Annotated in this window: 17 protein-coding genes; 4 read left to right on the forward strand and 13 right to left on the reverse strand. The window is 29.4% G+C overall.

Annotation, left to right across the window (positions count from 1 at the left end):
- Nucleotides 1-703 precede the first annotated feature (703 nt).
- From perR to bcp, 3 genes are all read right to left on the reverse strand, one after another.
- Nucleotides 704-1,153 (reverse strand): peroxide-responsive transcriptional repressor PerR, encoded by a 450-nt coding sequence (gene perR / locus Q4528_RS09605; RefSeq protein ID WP_017636959.1) that lies wholly within the window; start codon nucleotides 1,151-1,153, stop codon nucleotides 704-706.
- A gap of 93 nt (nucleotides 1,154-1,246) precedes the next feature.
- Complete coding sequence (locus Q4528_RS09610) at nucleotides 1,247-2,197, reverse strand: phosphoglycerate dehydrogenase (RefSeq protein WP_046467585.1); 951 nt, start codon at nucleotides 2,195-2,197, stop codon at nucleotides 1,247-1,249.
- A gap of 6 nt (nucleotides 2,198-2,203) precedes the next feature.
- Nucleotides 2,204-2,659, reverse strand: coding sequence for a thioredoxin-dependent thiol peroxidase (gene bcp / locus Q4528_RS09615; RefSeq protein ID WP_303521365.1), 456 nt, complete (start codon nucleotides 2,657-2,659; stop codon nucleotides 2,204-2,206).
- A 79-nt stretch (nucleotides 2,660-2,738) separates the two neighbouring features.
- On the opposite strand from bcp, the gene Q4528_RS09620 reads away from it, so the two are divergent.
- Nucleotides 2,739-4,028 (forward strand): glutamate-1-semialdehyde 2,1-aminomutase, encoded by a 1,290-nt coding sequence (locus Q4528_RS09620; RefSeq protein ID WP_017636962.1) that lies wholly within the window; start codon nucleotides 2,739-2,741, stop codon nucleotides 4,026-4,028.
- 265 nt (nucleotides 4,029-4,293) lie between these two features.
- Nucleotides 4,294-5,388: an FUSC family protein gene (locus tag Q4528_RS09625; RefSeq protein ID WP_046467584.1), complete on the forward strand. Its 1,095-nt coding sequence runs from the start codon at nucleotides 4,294-4,296 to the stop codon at nucleotides 5,386-5,388.
- 108 nt (nucleotides 5,389-5,496) lie between these two features.
- On the opposite strand, the gene Q4528_RS09630 is transcribed toward Q4528_RS09625, so the two are convergent.
- From Q4528_RS09630 to mutY, 3 genes are all read right to left on the reverse strand, one after another.
- Nucleotides 5,497-7,233: an ABC transporter ATP-binding protein gene (locus Q4528_RS09630; RefSeq protein WP_017637513.1), complete on the reverse strand. Its 1,737-nt coding sequence runs from the start codon at nucleotides 7,231-7,233 to the stop codon at nucleotides 5,497-5,499.
- A 300-nt stretch (nucleotides 7,234-7,533) separates the two neighbouring features.
- Nucleotides 7,534-8,076 (reverse strand): nucleoside tri-diphosphate phosphatase, encoded by a 543-nt coding sequence (ntdP, locus tag Q4528_RS09635; protein ID WP_002452360.1) that lies wholly within the window; start codon nucleotides 8,074-8,076, stop codon nucleotides 7,534-7,536.
- A gap of 155 nt (nucleotides 8,077-8,231) precedes the next feature.
- Nucleotides 8,232-9,275 carry an A/G-specific adenine glycosylase gene (gene mutY, locus Q4528_RS09640; RefSeq protein ID WP_046467583.1) on the reverse strand — a complete coding sequence of 348 codons (1,044 nt, stop codon included), beginning with the start codon at nucleotides 9,273-9,275 and terminating at the stop codon, nucleotides 8,232-8,234.
- Nucleotides 9,276-9,439: 164 nt separating this feature from the next.
- Between mutY and Q4528_RS09645 the strand changes: the two genes are divergently transcribed.
- Entirely contained in the window at nucleotides 9,440-10,417 is a 978-nt protein-coding gene (locus Q4528_RS09645) for a metal-dependent hydrolase (protein ID WP_017637515.1), read from the forward strand.
- A 112-nt stretch (nucleotides 10,418-10,529) separates the two neighbouring features.
- Here Q4528_RS09645 and Q4528_RS09650 read toward each other — a convergent pair whose 3' ends face one another.
- The 7 genes from Q4528_RS09650 to Q4528_RS09680 form a co-directional block, all read right to left on the reverse strand.
- Nucleotides 10,530-11,393, reverse strand: a complete 864-nt coding sequence (locus Q4528_RS09650) for a hypothetical protein (protein ID WP_072291876.1) — start codon at nucleotides 11,391-11,393, stop codon at nucleotides 10,530-10,532.
- An 8-nt stretch (nucleotides 11,394-11,401) separates the two neighbouring features.
- On the reverse strand, nucleotides 11,402-12,910 hold the full coding sequence (locus tag Q4528_RS09655; RefSeq protein WP_046467581.1) for an ATP-binding cassette domain-containing protein: 1,509 nt from the start codon (nucleotides 12,908-12,910) through the stop codon (nucleotides 11,402-11,404).
- Between the two features lie 14 nt (nucleotides 12,911-12,924).
- Entirely contained in the window at nucleotides 12,925-13,239 is a 315-nt protein-coding gene (locus Q4528_RS09660; protein ID WP_017637841.1) for a YfhH family protein, read from the reverse strand.
- Nucleotides 13,217-14,035, reverse strand: a complete 819-nt coding sequence (gene recX, locus Q4528_RS09665) for a recombination regulator RecX (RefSeq protein ID WP_017637842.1) — start codon at nucleotides 14,033-14,035, stop codon at nucleotides 13,217-13,219. The genes Q4528_RS09660 and recX overlap by 23 nt, the downstream gene beginning before the upstream one ends.
- Nucleotides 14,036-14,203: 168 nt before the next feature.
- Complete coding sequence (gene sgtB, locus Q4528_RS09670) at nucleotides 14,204-15,013, reverse strand: monofunctional peptidoglycan glycosyltransferase SgtB (RefSeq protein ID WP_029056005.1); 810 nt, start codon at nucleotides 15,011-15,013, stop codon at nucleotides 14,204-14,206.
- 229 nt (nucleotides 15,014-15,242) lie between these two features.
- Entirely contained in the window at nucleotides 15,243-15,761 is a 519-nt protein-coding gene (locus tag Q4528_RS09675; protein ID WP_017637844.1) for a type 1 glutamine amidotransferase domain-containing protein, read from the reverse strand.
- 121 nt (nucleotides 15,762-15,882) lie between these two features.
- Nucleotides 15,883-16,044 (reverse strand): SE1561 family protein, encoded by a 162-nt coding sequence (locus Q4528_RS09680; protein ID WP_017637845.1) that lies wholly within the window; start codon nucleotides 16,042-16,044, stop codon nucleotides 15,883-15,885.
- Nucleotides 16,045-16,277: 233 nt separating this feature from the next.
- Here Q4528_RS09680 and yfkAB point away from each other — a divergent pair, with 233 nt between their 5' ends.
- Nucleotides 16,278-17,420 (forward strand): radical SAM/CxCxxxxC motif protein YfkAB, encoded by a 1,143-nt coding sequence (yfkAB, locus tag Q4528_RS09685; protein WP_017637846.1) that lies wholly within the window; start codon nucleotides 16,278-16,280, stop codon nucleotides 17,418-17,420.
- The last annotated feature ends 78 nt before the right edge of the window (nucleotides 17,421-17,498 follow it).

Consider the following 17,498-nt stretch of genomic DNA (forward strand, 5'->3'; position numbering starts at 1 on the left):
AACTAAATTAATTGTTGTAACTTTCGTTACATTATTGGAATTAACGTTGACATATTGTCATTCAGTTTTCAATGTTCGTTTTTTTCACTTACAATATCTTATTATATCGTGTCCGTTTTGTTAAGTCAAGAATAAATTTAATTTCTTTTTTTAAAATTAAATTGTTGTTTAATAACTCAACAAGAACTATAATATAATGTTTAAGTTGAAAGTTCAATAGTCAAAATTACACTTTGTTAATATTTCATTTAAAAAGTTAATAAAACCTTTCAAATAACTTAACATCATTTTGACGACTTTTATATAGTATCAATTAATTTGTTTATCGTCAACGAATTTCATACACTATTTTGGTTTAAATTTACCACTATAGTAACTATTAATTGTTTGAGTGCACAATAATCTCATATATTCTCTATTTTAATATACAGTATATTAATCTAACTAATCTTTTGTAATTCTCCCTACATTCTAGTTTGTTTATTTAACATTAACGATTTCTCTTTTATTTTAATCTGTCTTTCCTAATAAGCGTCTAAAATATAAATCTAATTGTCACATCATAATTTCGTAATTAATCAGTGCTCATGTTATACAGATTGTTCAAGTAAATAAAAACCATGTCTATTCTTATTTAGAATAAACATGGTTTTATTTAAAACTATTATTTGTGTAAGAATATAATGTATAAGTAAACAACTTATTATTCTTTTTCCTTACAATCTTTACAGATCCCATAAATTTCCATACGATGATGTGTTACGTCGAACTCTGTTACGTGCTGTGCTAGTTGTTCTACCTCATCTAATTGAGGATAATGAAAATCAACAATCTTTCCACACTTTTCACAAATAATGTGGTAGTGATTATGAGTATTGAAATCAAAGCGACTTGATGAATCACCATATGTGAGTTCTTTAACTAAGCCAATGTCTTTAAATACTCTTAAATTGTTGTAGATAGTCGCAACACTTATATTAGGAAAATCTGGTGAAAGTGCTTGATATATTTCGTCGGCACTTGGATGTGTTTTTGAAGAAATCATAAATTTAATAATTGCTTGTCTTTGAGGAGTAATACGGATTCCCGCTTTTCTCAATGATGTAATTGATTCTTCAAGCTCATGTTCTATAGATTCTAATTCCGCACTCATTTTTTCACCATCTTTCTAGTTAATAATTATTATTACTTAATATTAATATAACTGTTGCGAATTAAAATTGTCAATATAACTGCAGTATTTTAATTAATATCCCTTATTTAAATCAACTATATTCTCAATTAAATCTTTGTTATTGAGAAAATGTTTCAAGTTATTCACAAATATATCCGTTACTTCTTTATTTATATTATTATCATTACCAGTAATGTGTGCTGTTATTGTTACATTATCTAATTCATATAATGGATTGTTTTCATCTAATGGTTCATTTTCAAATACATCTAAATAAGCATGTCTAATTAAGTTTTCTTTCAATACTTTTAGAATTGTAGTTTCTTTAACTATAGTACCTCGTCCAACATTAATAAAAAGTGCATCGTTACTCATTTGTTTAAAGTGATCATATTGTAATAAATGAATTGTTTTATTTGTTTCAGGTAAAGCATTGATAATAATATCAACTTCTCCAATAACTTCATTCAATTTTTCTATTTTATATACTTCATCGAACCACTCTTTATCTTTTCCGGAGTTACTCAAACCAATTACCTGCATATCAAATGCTTTGGCTAACTTTGCAGCACGACTTGCAATCGCACCAGTACCTAAAAATAATACTTTGTCCCCACTTAATCGTCTTCCTACCATTTTAGAATCATACACTTTATTTTGTTGGTTAATAAATGATGTTCTCATTTTTTTATAATCATCTAATATGAACGCTAAGATAAATTCAGAAAGTTGTTTTGCTTGTACTCCCCTACTATTAGTTAGTTTAATATTATGATTTTTCAAATAATCTAATGGTAATGAATTAACACCTGTCGCATACCATGCGATCCATTTAAGATTTGGGCAATCTTTTAAAAATGATTCATCTAATTCACCATCATAACCTATTAATATATCTAAAGATTGTCTCTCTTCAAATGGTATATTTTTAGCTTTTTTAATAAACTTAAAATCTACTTGTGGGAATTTCTCTACTAACTCATCTTCTAATTCGCCTAATCTAAACAGACTTACAACCTTCATAGATTATCACTCCAATATATTTTTTAACTCATCAATCTGTGTTTTAACCTTAACTTTCTCGATAACATCTTTTATAATTCCTTTTCCATCTATAACAAATGTTGTACGAACTATTCCCATACTTTCTTTACCAAATGATTTTTTCAGTTGATAAACCCCAGTCTCTTTAGAAAGTAAGAAATCTTCATCTACTAATAAATCAAAGTTTAACTGATGTTTTTCTATGAAATTTTGATGTTTTTTCTTAGAATCTCCACTAACACCATAAATATTCACGTTTAAATCATTAAAAAGTTCGATATTATCTCTAAAATCACACGCTTCTGTTGTACAAGTAGGTGTATTATCTCTTGGATAAAAGTAAAGTATTGTCGTTTGTCCTTTAATTGTTTCGTTCGATACTAATTCTCCATTCTGATTTTCTAGAGAAAACTCTGGGAACTTATCACCTTTTTTTAACATTTAATCACCTATTTCTTCATTATGTTAATTTTATGATACGATAATAGTCGACAATATTAAATTAAAAGAGGTTGATAAAATGAAATTTACTGAAAGCGAAAGACTTCAGGAATTATCTAATGAATATATATTAGGTGGCGTTAATTCACCTTCTCGTTCTTATAAAGCAGTTGGCGGTGGAGCTCCTGTAGTAATGAAAGAAGGTAAAGGCGCTTATTTATATGATGTAGATGGTAATAAGTTTATTGATTATTTACAAGCTTATGGACCAATTATTACTGGTCATGCTCATCCACATATAACTAAAGCTATCCAAGATCAAGCTGCTAAAGGTGTGCTATATGGTACACCAACTGAATTAGAAATCGATTTTAGTAAAAAGTTACGTGAAGCTATTCCTTCATTAGAAAAGATCAGATTTGTTAATTCTGGTACAGAAGCTGTTATGACAACGATTAGAGTTGCTCGTGCTTATACAAAACGTAATAAAATCATTAAATTCGCTGGTTCTTATCATGGCCATTCTGATCTAGTATTAGTTGCTGCTGGTAGTGGTCCTTCACAATTAGGTTCCCCCGATTCAGCTGGTGTTCCTGAAAGCGTGGCTAGAGAAGTAATCACAGTACCATTTAATGATGTTGAATCTTATAAAGAAGCTATTGATCATTGGGGAGATGAAATTGCAGCCGTTTTAGTTGAACCTATTGTTGGTAACTTTGGTATGGTTATGCCTGAACCAGGATTTTTAGAAGAAGTGAACCGTATTACTCATGATAATGGCAGTTTAGTAATTTATGATGAAGTCATTACAGCATTTAGATTCCATTATGGTGCAGCACAAGATTTACTTGGTGTGATTCCTGATTTAACTGCATTTGGTAAAATCATTGGTGGCGGACTACCAATTGGTGGATACGGTGGAAGACAAGACATTATGGAACATGTTGCCCCACTAGGTCCTGCATACCAAGCCGGTACTATGGCAGGTAATCCACTATCAATGAAAGCTGGTATTGCATTACTTGAAGTATTAGAACAAGATGGCGTTTATGAAAGATTAGATCAATTAGGTAAACGTTTAGAAGATGGGCTACTAAAATTAATAGACAAACATAATATTACTGCTACTATCAATCGAATTTATGGTTCATTAACGTTATACTTCACTGATGAAAAAATTACTCACTATGAACAAGTAGAAAATTCAGATGGCGAAGCGTTTGCTAAATTCTTTAAATTAATGCTTAACCAAGGTATTAATTTAGCACCTTCAAAATTTGAAGCATGGTTCTTAACTACGGAACATACAGAAGAAGATATTGATAAAACACTAGAAGCAGCTGACTATGCATTTAGTCAAATGAAATAAGTGCTATATCATTAACCATATTTGCTCCCTCATTGTAATCATTTTAAATGGACTTTGAGGGAGCTTTTATCATTTTATAAAAATATCTTTAGTTAAACTGATTGTGTGTTCATTTAAAATAATTTGACTAGCGATTTGTTATATAATGTTATATTTCAAAAGCTACACTATTGTATTCACTTGAAATTTATGATTAGTCAGTGTATAACAATAATGAATACGAATTTAAAATTTTATTCAATAAAAATAAAAGGAGCGCTTCTTTTTGAGACTAGGAGCTCGGATTTTTAAAACAGGTATAGCAATCATACTAGCTATGTCTATCGCTTCTTTACTTCCTAATAATATTGGTCTAAAAGCATTAGCCGGTGTCAGTGCAGTTGTCGCAATGCAACCTAGTGTTTATAAGTCTATTAAAACTGTTTCTGATCAAGCTATCGGTAATATTATTGGCGCATTATTAGCTGTTACCATGGTTACAATCTTTAGTAATAATTTTATAATTATGGGTGTTACAGTTATCGTATTAATCGCAATTTTATTCCGATTTAATCTTGCACATGTTGCTACATTAGCAAGTGTCACAGCATTAATCATTATGGGCCAAGTCTCTGGTTCATTTTATGTCGCTGCATTTTACAGATTTGTTTTAGTTATGATTGGAGTGCTTAGTTCTTCAGTAGTAAATTTATTATTCTTACCTCCAAAATTCGAAACTAAAATTTATTATAATTCTGTAAATATTACCTCCGATATCTTCGTTTGGTTTAAATTGGTATTAAATGACACTTCTGAGTTTAATAATATTAAACACGATGGCGATCAACTGAATTCTAGAATCGATAAACTCGAAAAGATTTATGACTTCTATCAAGAAGAAAGACCTTTATTAAAAAAGAATATTTTTGAACAATATAGAAAGAAAATTCTATTTAAAGAAGTAGTAAGAACGACTAGATTAGCTTATGAAGTATTAAACAAAATGTCACGTTACCCAAATGATTTACATCAACTAAATAATCAATTGTTATTACAAATTAAATTGGAATTAGACTCATTAATTGCTTTCCACGAGCAAATTTTAAAAAGTTTATCTAAAAAGGCTAAATTTAAAGTCACACAATTACAATATGAAGTTGATAACCCACTTAAAAAAGAACTTATGACTGCTTTTCAAAATGAATTAATTCAAAATCCATATCAAACTAATTATTCTTATGCTAATATTATGCAAATTATCGCAGCAATAGAAGAATATAGATATCATTTGGAACATTTAGATAGACTTCGTATTAGTTTCTTTACTTACCATCGCAATGATACTGATATTGATATTGCTGATGAAGATTTTGACTTATAGCTTTTAAACTTATTTAATTATCAATCTAAGCTATTTATAAATTAATTAGAACTATATAGCAAAAGAGCTTAAGGCAATTCAACATTTGCCTTAAGCTCTTTTTTATTATTATAAATTTTGTATGCTATATAAATGCTCATAAGCACCTTTTTTATCAATTAATTGTTGGTGTGTACCCATTTCAACAATTTCACCATTTTCTATAACTACAATTTTGTCTGCATGAGTAATTGTTGAAAGTCTATGTGCTACGATTAACGTCGTACGATCTTTACTTAAAACATCTAGTGCTTCTTGAATAATTGCTTCACTTTCTAAATCTAATGCACTAGTAGCTTCATCTAAGATTAAAATTGGTGGATCATTTAAGAATATACGTGCAATAGATAGTCTTTGTTTTTGACCACCTGATAATTTCACGCCACGTTCACCAACTTCTGTGTCGTATCCATCTTGAAGATTCATTATAAATTCATGAGCATTAGCCATTTTAGCTGCTTCAATAACTTCTTCGTCTGAAGCATCAGGTCGGCCTAGTAGAATGTTCTCCTTAACCGTATCGGAAAATAAGATATTATCTTGTTGAACTAAACCAATTTGATTTCTTAGGCTACCTGTTAAGAAATCTTTAACATTGTGGTTATCAACAAGAATTTCTCCTTCTGTAACATCATAAAACCGAGGTATTAAATTAATAAGTGTTGACTTACCTCCACCACTCATTCCTACGAAGGCAACGGTCTCACCTTTATGAATAGTCAAATTAATATCTTTTAAAATGTCTTGTTCATTTTCATTATATTTGAACCCAACATGTTTTAATTCAATTTGACCTTTTTTAATTTCGATTGGTTGAGCGCCAATACCATTTTTTATGTCATAATCTTCATCTATTAATTGGAAGACACGATCCATTGACGCAAAGCTTTGAGTTAATGTTGTAAAAGAAGATACTAATCGTCTTAAAGGACCGAATAATTGTTCTAAATAACCAACGAATGCAGCTAATGTCCCTACTGTAATAGAACCACTTATTGCTAAGTAAGCACCGACACCAATGACAATAATTGGGCCTATATCTGTCACAGTATTAATTGCAGCAAAAGAATATGCATTCCATCTCGTATGTTGAAATGCTTTTTGTAAAAAGTTTTTATTACGGTGATCGAAATTACCCGCTTCATTATCTTCAATTGCAAAGCTTTTAATAACAGACATTCCTTGTACACGTTCATGTAAAAATCCTTGAACTTCTGCTAAAGCTTGAGATCTTACTCTTGTTAATTTTCTTAAACGTCCAAAGAAGAAATAAACCGTTAAGATATAGAATGGGAAAATAAATAATGCAGCAAAAGTCAGTTTAACATCAAGGAAGAACATAATTGTTAATGCTATTATTATTGTTATGCAATCAAGCCAAATATTCATTAATCCTGTTAAAATAAAATCTTTTGTTTGTTCCACATCATTAATCACTCGTGAAATAACTTGCCCTACTTGGTTATTAGCATAGAAACGTGCACTCAATGCTTGTAAGTGATTATAAAGTTGCTTTCTTATATCATATAATATTTTATTACTTGTCCATTGAGCTAGATATTGTCTTATAAATTCAATTGGCGGTCTAACAATTAAAAAGATAAATAGGGCAATACCTATAACTATGGCTAGGTGTGAGTATTTTTCGCTATCACTAAGTGAATGATTATTGATAACACCATCTATTGCATATTTAATAAGCAATGGAATTAACATTGGTATACCAAATTTAATAATACCAACTATAATAGTAGCAATAATACGATATTTATATGGTTTAACAAACTTTAAATATCGTTTAATCATTATTTTTATCCCCCCATATAATATTTTTTAAATTGATCTTTTTAAAATTGAACAGAGGTTGGATATGATGAATCGCCTTGGAATATCATTTCAATTAATCATTAGTATACATAAGCTAATAATTAATTAAATTATTCCGCAACAATTGACTAACATATCTCAACCTCTGATTGATACGATTAACAAATATAATTTTAGTTAATAGAGATTGTTTTATCTAAACTATCAATGTTTATTTAATTAAATCAATGCAACATTGAATAATATAAACCATCTCATATCGTTTTACATCTAATTTGCTTAATAATCCCTAATTTTTTTATATCGCTCTTTCCAAACTTTGATAAAATCAGGAGCGAAAGGCCCTTTTTTCTGTTCTATCCACTGTTGTAAAATATCTACACTTCTTCTTAAAATAACATCTATATCGTGAGGATAATTCATTTGATTCATATGTTGCTCATACTCATCTTCATCTAATAAATGGTATTTCCCATTAGGATAAACTTTAATATCCAAATCATAGTCGATGTATTTTAAGGCTTCTTCATCACAAACAAATGGTGAAGATAAATTACAATAATAATAAACACCATCTTCACGAAACATACAAATCACATTAAACCAATATTCAGAATGAAAATAGACAATAGCTGGTTCTCTTGTAATCCAAGTGCGGCCATCACTTTCTGTTACTAACGTGTGATCATTCCCACCAATAATCACATGATCTGTACCTTTTAAAATGGTTGTTTCAGACCAAACGCGATGAATATTTCCATCATGTTTATAACTTTGAATTTTGATGTCTTGTCCTTCTTTAGGTATGGATTCTTTTACCATACTCCACACCACCTTTATACTTTTTAACCATTTAGATTATATCATATTTTCAAACTACTTCTGTACTTTCACGCCATTAAATTTAAGTATTAGTTAGATTTTATTGGATTATAAATAAGTAAAATGATTTATTATTATTTCTGTTTTGAAGAAACCTATCCTTCAATAAATCTATATATTTTATCCATTGATACTGGAAATGAATAATCATCTCGATTAGATAAATCAAACCAAACCATATTATCAGGTAAAACCTTTTCATTTATATCTATAGTTTCAGGCACACTATAGACTTTAATATTCCAAGTTAAGTGTGTAAATTGATGTTTTAATTTAAATATATGTTCTGGTAAAGGTTCTATGTCATGTTTTAGTTTATGAGATATTTCTGAAATAGCATTAGAGGCTTCAAACATTGGAAATTCCCACATACCATTCAATAACCTTTCCTGTCTTTTTTCTAATAAATATTGTCCTTTATTATTTCGAATTAAAAAGACACTTTGTTCAATGGTTTTCTTTTTAAGATTTTTGGTTTTAACTGGTAAATCTAATACTGTTCCTTTATCAAAGGCTTCACAATTTTCTTGAACTGGACAAAACATACAAAGTGGGTTTTTAGGTGTACAGATAAGCGCACCTAATTCCATCATTGATTGGTTAAACGTTCCAGCTTCCTCTTGAACATAAGGTAATAACTGTTGTTCAAATGTTTTACGTGTAGATTGGAGCTTTATATCACTGCTATCATTATTTAATCTTGACCAAACTCTAAAAACATTACCATCAACTGTAGGGAGTGGATGGTCAAAGGCTATACTCATTACTGCTGCTTGAGTATATGGTCCGACACCTTTTAAAGATTTAAAATTTTCAGGATCAGATGGGACTATTCCATTATAATCACGTTGTACTTCTTTGACTGCATGATGAAAGTTTCTTGCTCGGCTATAATAACCAAGTCCTTCCCAATATTTGAGTACCTCATCCTCATTTGCTTCACTCAAATCGGCTATTGTAGGAAAACGATGAGTGAATCTATCATAATAATCTATAACTGTTTTGACTTGTGTTTGTTGTAACATAACTTCACTTAACCATATATAATAAGGATTAGTAGTCTCTCTCCAAGGCATTGAACGTTGATTGTTATTAAACCAATGTACAATATTATCTTTGAAATTTTCTTCTAAATACATATATTTCCCTTCCTGAACAATGATTTAATGTTTCAATTTGATTTTAATGGATATTTTACTTACATGATAAATAAGAATAACACATTATTAATGTGAGTTGATTTTGTTATTCTAACTTTTAGATTATAATATATTATAAATTAAGATGAAAAGAGTGAACATAAATGGACACAGCCACGCACATTGTTATTGGAGTTGGACTTACTGCACTTGCAACTCAAGATCCAGCGATGTCAGGCACATTCGCGGCAAGTGCCACAACACTGATTGCAGGTTCCCTTATACCTGATGGGGATACGGTTTTAAAATTAAAAGATAATTCAACTTATATTTCCCATCATAGAGGCATTACGCACTCTATTCCATTCACTATATTATGGCCAATATTAATTACATTTTTAATATTTGTTATATTCAACCACACATCCCCATTACATATATGGATGTGGGCACAATTAGCAGTTTTTTTACATGTGTTTGTTGATATTTTCAACTCATATGGAACACAAGCTTTAAGACCAATTACTAATAAATGGATACAACTCGGCGTTATTAACACGTTTGATCCAATTATATTCATTATATTATGTATAGGCGTGGTGTTATGGGTATTAGGGGTACATCCTTATTTGGCATTCTTTCCAATAATCGGTATTTTAATCATTTATTATATAATCCGATTTAAAATGCAATCTTTCTTAAAGAAACAAGCATTAAAGCAAATTAAACAAGAGCATAACCCTGTAAAAGTATTTGTAATTCCTACAATGAAATTTATGGAATGGCGTATTGCTATTCAAACAGACGAACATGATTATGTTGGTAGATCACATGGTCGAAATATTGTTTTTAGTGATAAAGTTAAACGTCAACATTTATCTATCGACTCATTATTATGGAAAGTTAAAAGTAATAAAGATATAAGAACATTTTTAAACTTTTCTTCTATATATCGTTGGCAAACAACGCCATTAGATGATGGTTCTACAGAAATTCGATTAATGGATTTAAGATATTTAAATAATGATCATTATGCATTTGTTGCTATTGCCCATCTAACATCTCAAAATGAAATAGATCATTCTTATATTGGTTGGGTATTTAGTGAAGACAAATTACAACGTAAATTATTCGCAAAATAATAATAGCCAAGGTTCAAGGACATGTAATAATGTAATCCTTAAAAGTAAACTGCTTAAGTTAACTTGATGGATATGCAAAATACATGAGTCCTATACCTTGGCTTTTTATATTTTAATTATTATTTTTATCAATTTCACTATTGTCACTATCTTTTATATGATTAGCATTACTTGAAAAATGATTAGATTGAAGAGTTGATGGCGCTTTTTTATTTTTATTTCTATATTTAGCATGAGCTACAAAACGAGATAACGCAAAATTAATTAAACATAATATCAAGATGAAACATAGTATATATAAGTGATATGGTATATTAGCTAGACTTACTCTGCCAAACAACACTGATTGTGCTAAACCATTAGTTACATAATAAAATGGATTTAACATCAATACATGTCCAATCATTGTCAAATGTGTTTTAGGAACATAAATAATTGGTACTAAAATAAATTCTATAACACAAAATATATAAAAATATATATCCGCTTTATGATTTAAGATTTTTACTAAACCAAACAACACTGATAGGAAACAATTTAACACTATTGTTACTAACATAAAATATATTGTAGCTAGTAATGAACTTTCAAAATTAATTGGTTTCCATATTGCAATAATTGTCATAAGTACAAATAGTAAAATACCTCCAACAATTGTAGTAACTACTATGGGTGTTACTGGGGATATTTTAAACGATTTAGTAATCATATAATCTTTAGCGTATATTTTATAACATAAAAATAAGCTGAGGACGATGTACCCAAATCCTAACAAAGTTAAAAGTCTATATAACCATACACCTTGTATCATTTCTGTTGCGTTTGTCACCTTGAAAAATATTTCTATCGCAAATATTAAGACTAATCCAACTATAAAACTTACCGTAAACCATTTCCATAAGTTTTTAACATGTTTCAAAGAATAATTTAAAACGTGTGGTAAATTTTTAAAATAAATAATTATACTATCGATCATACTTACACCTACAATTCAATATATATCCACTTATTATCTTTCATATCGGCAATAAAGTATCCATCACCAGATTTACAAATCCAAACATCTTTATTAATGTTGAATTTATCTTTCAATTCACTTTTATTAACAATAGGCATCACAAAACCGTTTAACTGATTATCATCATTAAAAATCATCTTAATCGGTTGAGAAGTCACGTCAGCAACAAAACGATTATCTTCTTCAGGGACTAGTGATTTTTTTACTGTATCGTGGTCTTTGTGTAAATGACTATTGAAGTATTCTACATACTTACTATAGTTGGATTTAATATATGGAGATAAAGTTTTGAAACTATGCTTTTCATACAAACCAGCTGGATTAAAATACTCTAGTTTACTTTTAGCTACGGTATAATTTTTTCCACTTTCATTTAATCGATAATTTTTACTATTTTCTCCATCAATAGTAACGACACTATATTTAGGTAATGTTAGATTATTTGAACCTGAAATTTTAACGCTTCCTTTTAATGCTATTCCATAAGCTAATTTATTTTCATATGTATCTTTAGTTTGTGTTTGAAGTGGAGTTTGATTCCCCGCTGAGATATTTATTATTCCTAAATTATTAAATAAAAGAATGCCCATAAGTGCTAATCCAATTATAAAACTGGTCATTAAAGTCCAAAATCTTACCAAAAATATTGGTGGTTTGGCATGATTATAGCGTTCAATTCTTTTAAAATTATAAGTCATCTCAGGCATTCTTGTTCGACTTTTTTTCCAATCAAGATCAAATGATGAAAGTTCTTCTTTTGATTCAATACTTTTTCGGTCTCTTTCATGATCTTTAAATACAGGAATTACTTGTTTAAGAGACCCTTCCATACGAATCTGTCCGTGTGAGACCCAAGTAATATAGTTACTCACTTGTTCTATTTTATCAACGTCATCATCAATAAAAACAATCGTTTGGTTATGATTGATATAATCATTTGATAGCTCTATCGCTCGATTTGTAAAAGATTCATCTAAATATTGAAGAACATGATTCAAAATAATGATATTGGATTTAGATGATCTGGCTATACTTAGTAGTAACTGAGCAAATTCTTGTTTGGTTAATTGTGAAACGAGTTGTTTTTCATCTAAATGGGCATATTGAATGACTTGATCGTATTTATAATCAGAGACTTTATATGGAAATAGTTCAACAATGTGCTTAACGTAATCTTTCACAGTTTGGTTTACAATTTTTCGGTCTTCAATATCTCCATAATATACATGATCACTTTGAACTAATTTTCCTTTATCAGGGTGAATAGATCCTGATAATAATCTACCTATTAATTTTTTAGAAGAACCTGGTTCACCGATAATACCTAAGGCCTCACCTTGATAAATATGTAGTGAGACATTATTTAAATCAATATCTTCAGCGGCGTATCCAAAAGGTAAGTACCATTTTTTAGTTTTTTTATTTCTATAATAATGAGTAACTTTAAGTAACTTTAAAACGATTGAACTTCCCATTTCTTTTCATCCTTCTATAATTTTAATAATGCAATTGGTAAACCTTCTTCGGGTTCGCTACTTTTAATTCTAAATCCCCAAGCGAATATACCTTTTAATCTTTCCACTTTAAAATATTGATCACTGCCATCATTTAATTGATAGATTCTGCCTAATTCAATTTTATTACGATCAACTAAATAACTTTCAGCTACAATTACTTTACTTTGATAAACGTCATATTCATTCAAAATACCGTTCATTTCTGCTTTTCTCATTTTTTCTTTATAAGTTTGTATTTCATGTCTTAATTCTGGCTCAGACATTTCACTCAATTTCTTCTGTTCCATTTTCGATACCACTTTCTTCTAATTTAGATTTAATTTTATCATATTTATAGCCTTTTCTCATAAGCGTTTCTATCGTTTTTCTTACTAGTTGTTGCCCTTCATATTTTCTTTGATGCTTTTGATATGTTTTTTCTAAATCAGTTTGTAACATATCGTCAAGTTGTTCTTCGTCCTGTGAAAAATCAAGTTCATCCATGGCTTGTTTGATTTTTTCTATCGTAAATCCTTTTTGCATTAAAGCAGTCATTGTTTTTTGTTTAACTTTTGAAGTTGGACCTTTTTTAGTTTTAATTACTTTACTCGCTACTTTGATGATATCTTCCATTGGTTGTTGTTCTATGTATAGAGCAGTATATTCATCTATAATATTAGTTTCAATACCAGCTTGATACAATTTTTGTTTATAAGTTTCAGGTCCCTTATCCGTTGTATTGATCATAGTGTTTTTCAAACTTTCAGCATAATCATAATGATCTATTAATTTTTCTTGGTAACAATAATCTATCACTTGTTGCAGCGCTTCTTCAGAAATATCATTTTTTATTAAATGTTGACGTACTTCTCTTTCAGTACGCTTTCTAAATGAAAGATATTGAATTGCTATATTTAAACCTCTTCGATAATGGTCATATTTTTGAATCTGCTCCATTTCTGCAGCTTCTAGTACTTGATCTTTCTTTAAATTAAATTTAACAAGTGTATCAATATCTATCCCCATCTCAAATTGATTATCGAGATATAGATTAAAACGTTCTTTGTTCTTCTTTTGTACTTCTAATTTAGTGATTTTAGGCATGATACACCTCCTCATAAACATTGTATATATCATATTATGACATAGTTCAATCATTAGCAATAAAGTCACGCTTTATAAAAAATAAAACCCCTATCATATTTACAATGTTCAACATTACATAGTTACTGTAATTTATTCGTACTAACATTGCATATGATAGGGTAATTGTTATTGACCTAGTTGGGCCATTGCTTCCTCATATTGGTCATCGGATATATAATCAAGTTGTTTCATTTTTTCTAAATTGGTTTTAACTCTATTCGTAAAGTTATCTGACATGTCATCAATATTATATACACTTGGCGCATTAACTTTGCTTGCTAAAATTGCGCTTTGTAATACACTAATTGTATTCAAATTTTGATTGTTTTTATTAGTTGTTGCGCCGAAGTAATGATTTGCTGCACCTTCAACTGTATATTGATTATCTCCAAAATATATATTATTTAAATAAAAACTAAGTATTTGATTTTTATCATATTGTTTCTCTACTTTATGTGCTACAAACAGTTCTTTTACTTTTCTTGTGAAAGAACGTTCGTTATCATAATAATAATTTTTAACAACTTGTTGTGTTATTGTACTACCACCTTGAACATCATGATCACTCAAAGTAGAAAATAAAGCTCTTGTTGTTCCTTTAAAATCAAAGCCATGGTGTTTATAAAATCTTTCATCTTCTAATGAAATAAAAGCACCTCTGACATATTTTGGCATTTGATCTGCCGAAACATAATCACTTTTATTTTCAATCGATTTTAAATCGTCTACATTAGCTCTCGATGATAAAAAAAACATTAATCCTAAGAATAATACTAATATAATCGCTAATGTAATAAGTATTTTTAAAAAGATACGTTTACTTTTCTTTTTTTTAGGTGGTTTCCCTATTGGTTGATAATAAGTATTATAGTGAGGTTCACGCATATCTCGTTGAGGGAATTCATTAGATTGTGCATATCTGTCGCTTCTTTTCATGCATTTACTCCTTTACTCAAACTCACTGTTATAATGTGAGTTTACCAGTAGTTGAAACCATTAGCTATAGTTTATAGTAAAAATCAGTCCCAAGGTGTACATATTTGACTATTATTTAATATATACAATTCACTCATTTATTACTTCCATATCAACTTTTACAAATAAAAAAGACTTATTGAACTAAATCAATAAGCCTTTAGATTTAATGTTTTATACTAAACAATCATTAGTCTTCTAATTGTTTTACGATTTCTCTATTGAAATCATCTAAATCATCTGGTGTACGACTTGTAACGATATTGTTATCAACAACTACTGATTCGTCTACAACGTGCGCACCAGCATTAGATAAGTCTTTACGTACATTTAATACTGCAGTTAATGTACGACCTTTTAAGTCATCAGTATCAATTAATACTTGTGGTCCATGGCAAATTGCAAATGCTGGAACATCATTAGAAGTGAAGTATTTAGCGAATGTACCAAATCTACCTTCTGCATCACCACGTAAATGGTCTGGTGCAAATCCACCAGGAATTAGAACAGCGTCATAATCTTCTGGTTTTGCTTCGCCGATACCAACTTGAACAGTTGCTTTTTCACCGTGTTTACCAACGACTTCTTCGTTAGCATTAGTGCCAATAACTACTGTTTCAAATCCAGCATTTTCTAATGCCTCTTTCGGACTTGTAAATTCTATATCTTCAAATTCATTTCCTAATAGAACTGCTACTTTTTTACTCATAATATGATCACCTTTCTATTGTGCGATTATATTTATTGTATTCACGTTTAAGTTTAAAGTTAAACATCTTGTACTAAATTTTTTAATCGTCACTAAAGTGTCATTAATTATGATTAGTGAATTATTTGGAAACTTGTTTTACTTTTTCTTCTAATTGATCTAGTAAACCAATCCATTCATCAATGTCTTCAACACGCACTTCATCAGGGTTTACATGATCAATATCCTCGATAAATTTGTTTAATCTCGTTTTGATTTGTTCTATAGTTTGTTGTTCACTCATTTAAAATAGAGCTCCTTTGAAATTTATTTTGTTATTTTTATCCTAACAGAATTTGACAAAAAGAGATATAATCTTAATAATGTTTACTGTACTTTTTACAAATTTTAAAGAGCTGACACAGGTTTTGAGGAAACGTGAAACATAGTATTTATAATATGGATATATTGAAAAATTTTAACTAGTATATATGTTCACAACTCCTCTTTGTCACACTCTTTTTAGGAGAAGTTTTAATGATAATAACAAATAAAAAACCTATTTCAATACACAATGATCCTTGGGAAGCTTATAACGATGTCATTGATAATGGCCAACTCACTTTAAGTAATATCGAATTTACAACAACCAATTTATGTAATATGAGATGCAGTCATTGTGCTGTTGGTTACACTTTACAAACTAAAGATCCAGATCCTTTACCAATGGATATTATATATCGCCGTTTAGATGAAATTCCAAATTTACGTACATTGTCTATAACAGGTGGCGAACCTATGTTTTCGAAAAAGTCTATTAAAAATGTAGTGAAACCACTATTAAAATATGCACATCAACGTGGGATATATGTACAAATGAACTCTAATTTAACGTTACCACAAGACCGATATCTTGATATTGCAGAATATATAGATGTTATGCATATTTCACATAACTGGGGAACCATTCAAGAATTCACAGATGTTGGCTTTGGAGCTATGAAAAAGCAACCGCCAATTAAAGCAAAATTAAAACTATACGAGCAAATGTTAGACAATGCAAGTACTCTTTCTGAACAAGGAATGTTTGTATCTGCTGAAACAATGCTCAATCAAAGCACATTACCTTACTTGGATAAAATTCATAATGAAATTGTTAATGATATGAAGTGTAGTCGACATGAAGTACACCCTATGTATCCAGCTGATTTTGCAAGCTCTTTAAATGTCTTATCTTTAAAAGAAATGAAAGAAGCGATACATCATTTATTAGATATACGTGACCAGGATACTTGGATGTTATTTGGTACATTACCTATTTATCCATGTATTAATGATGAAAACGATCAACAATTATTACAACGTTTACGAGATGCAAAAAATGTCACAATGAGAAATGACCCTGATGGGCGTAGTCGTTTAAATGTAAATGTATTTACAGGTAATGTCATTGTTACTGATTTCGGAGATGAAAATGGTACTATTTCAAACATACAAAAAGACAGATTAACAGATGTATTTAATCAATGGCTCACTTCTGATTTAGCCCAATCTTTAAATTGTCATTGTTCTGAATATCATTGTCTGGGACCAAATGTGTTAGTGAAAAATATGTATTACCCTGATACTGATTTCCGCCAAAAAGAAATTGAAATGCATGCAAAACATATCTTTTCATAATTTATAATCATAATGCTTAGCAAACTAAAAAGACCTAATGAAAAATTTATAGTTTCATTAGGTCTTTTTATATGCAAT

Source organism: Staphylococcus pasteuri, from assembly GCF_030547725.1.
Taxonomy (GTDB): domain Bacteria; phylum Bacillota; class Bacilli; order Staphylococcales; family Staphylococcaceae; genus Staphylococcus; species Staphylococcus pasteuri.

Excerpts from the sequence above, each read along its gene's own strand:
- ntdP (WP_002452360.1), bottom strand. The coding sequence starts at position 8,076 with ATGGTAAAAGAATCCATACCTAAAGAAGGACAAGACATCAAAATTCAA.
- Q4528_RS09645 (WP_017637515.1), top strand. The coding sequence starts at position 9,440 with ATGGACACAGCCACGCACATTGTTATTGGAGTTGGACTTACTGCACTT.
- perR (WP_017636959.1), bottom strand. The coding sequence starts at position 1,153 with ATGAGTGCGGAATTAGAATCTATAGAACATGAGCTTGAAGAATCAATT.
- Q4528_RS09610 (WP_046467585.1), bottom strand. The coding sequence starts at position 2,197 with ATGAAGGTTGTAAGTCTGTTTAGATTAGGCGAATTAGAAGATGAGTTA.
- sgtB (WP_029056005.1), bottom strand. The coding sequence starts at position 15,013 with ATGAAAAGAAGCGACAGATATGCACAATCTAATGAATTCCCTCAACGA.
- Q4528_RS09630 (WP_017637513.1), bottom strand. The coding sequence starts at position 7,233 with ATGATTAAACGATATTTAAAGTTTGTTAAACCATATAAATATCGTATT.
- Q4528_RS09660 (WP_017637841.1), bottom strand. The coding sequence starts at position 13,239 with ATGGAACAGAAGAAATTGAGTGAAATGTCTGAGCCAGAATTAAGACAT.
- yfkAB (WP_017637846.1), top strand. The coding sequence starts at position 16,278 with ATGATAATAACAAATAAAAAACCTATTTCAATACACAATGATCCTTGG.
- Q4528_RS09650 (WP_072291876.1), bottom strand. The coding sequence starts at position 11,393 with ATGATCGATAGTATAATTATTTATTTTAAAAATTTACCACACGTTTTA.
- Q4528_RS09655 (WP_046467581.1), bottom strand. The coding sequence starts at position 12,910 with ATGGGAAGTTCAATCGTTTTAAAGTTACTTAAAGTTACTCATTATTAT.
- recX (WP_017637842.1), bottom strand. The coding sequence starts at position 14,035 with ATGCCTAAAATCACTAAATTAGAAGTACAAAAGAAGAACAAAGAACGT.
- mutY (WP_046467583.1), bottom strand. The coding sequence starts at position 9,275 with ATGTATTTAGAAGAAAATTTCAAAGATAATATTGTACATTGGTTTAAT.
- Q4528_RS09675 (WP_017637844.1), bottom strand. The coding sequence starts at position 15,761 with ATGAGTAAAAAAGTAGCAGTTCTATTAGGAAATGAATTTGAAGATATA.
- Q4528_RS09680 (WP_017637845.1), bottom strand. The coding sequence starts at position 16,044 with ATGAGTGAACAACAAACTATAGAACAAATCAAAACGAGATTAAACAAA.
- bcp (WP_303521365.1), bottom strand. The coding sequence starts at position 2,659 with ATGTTAAAAAAAGGTGATAAGTTCCCAGAGTTTTCTCTAGAAAATCAG.
- Q4528_RS09620 (WP_017636962.1), top strand. The coding sequence starts at position 2,739 with ATGAAATTTACTGAAAGCGAAAGACTTCAGGAATTATCTAATGAATAT.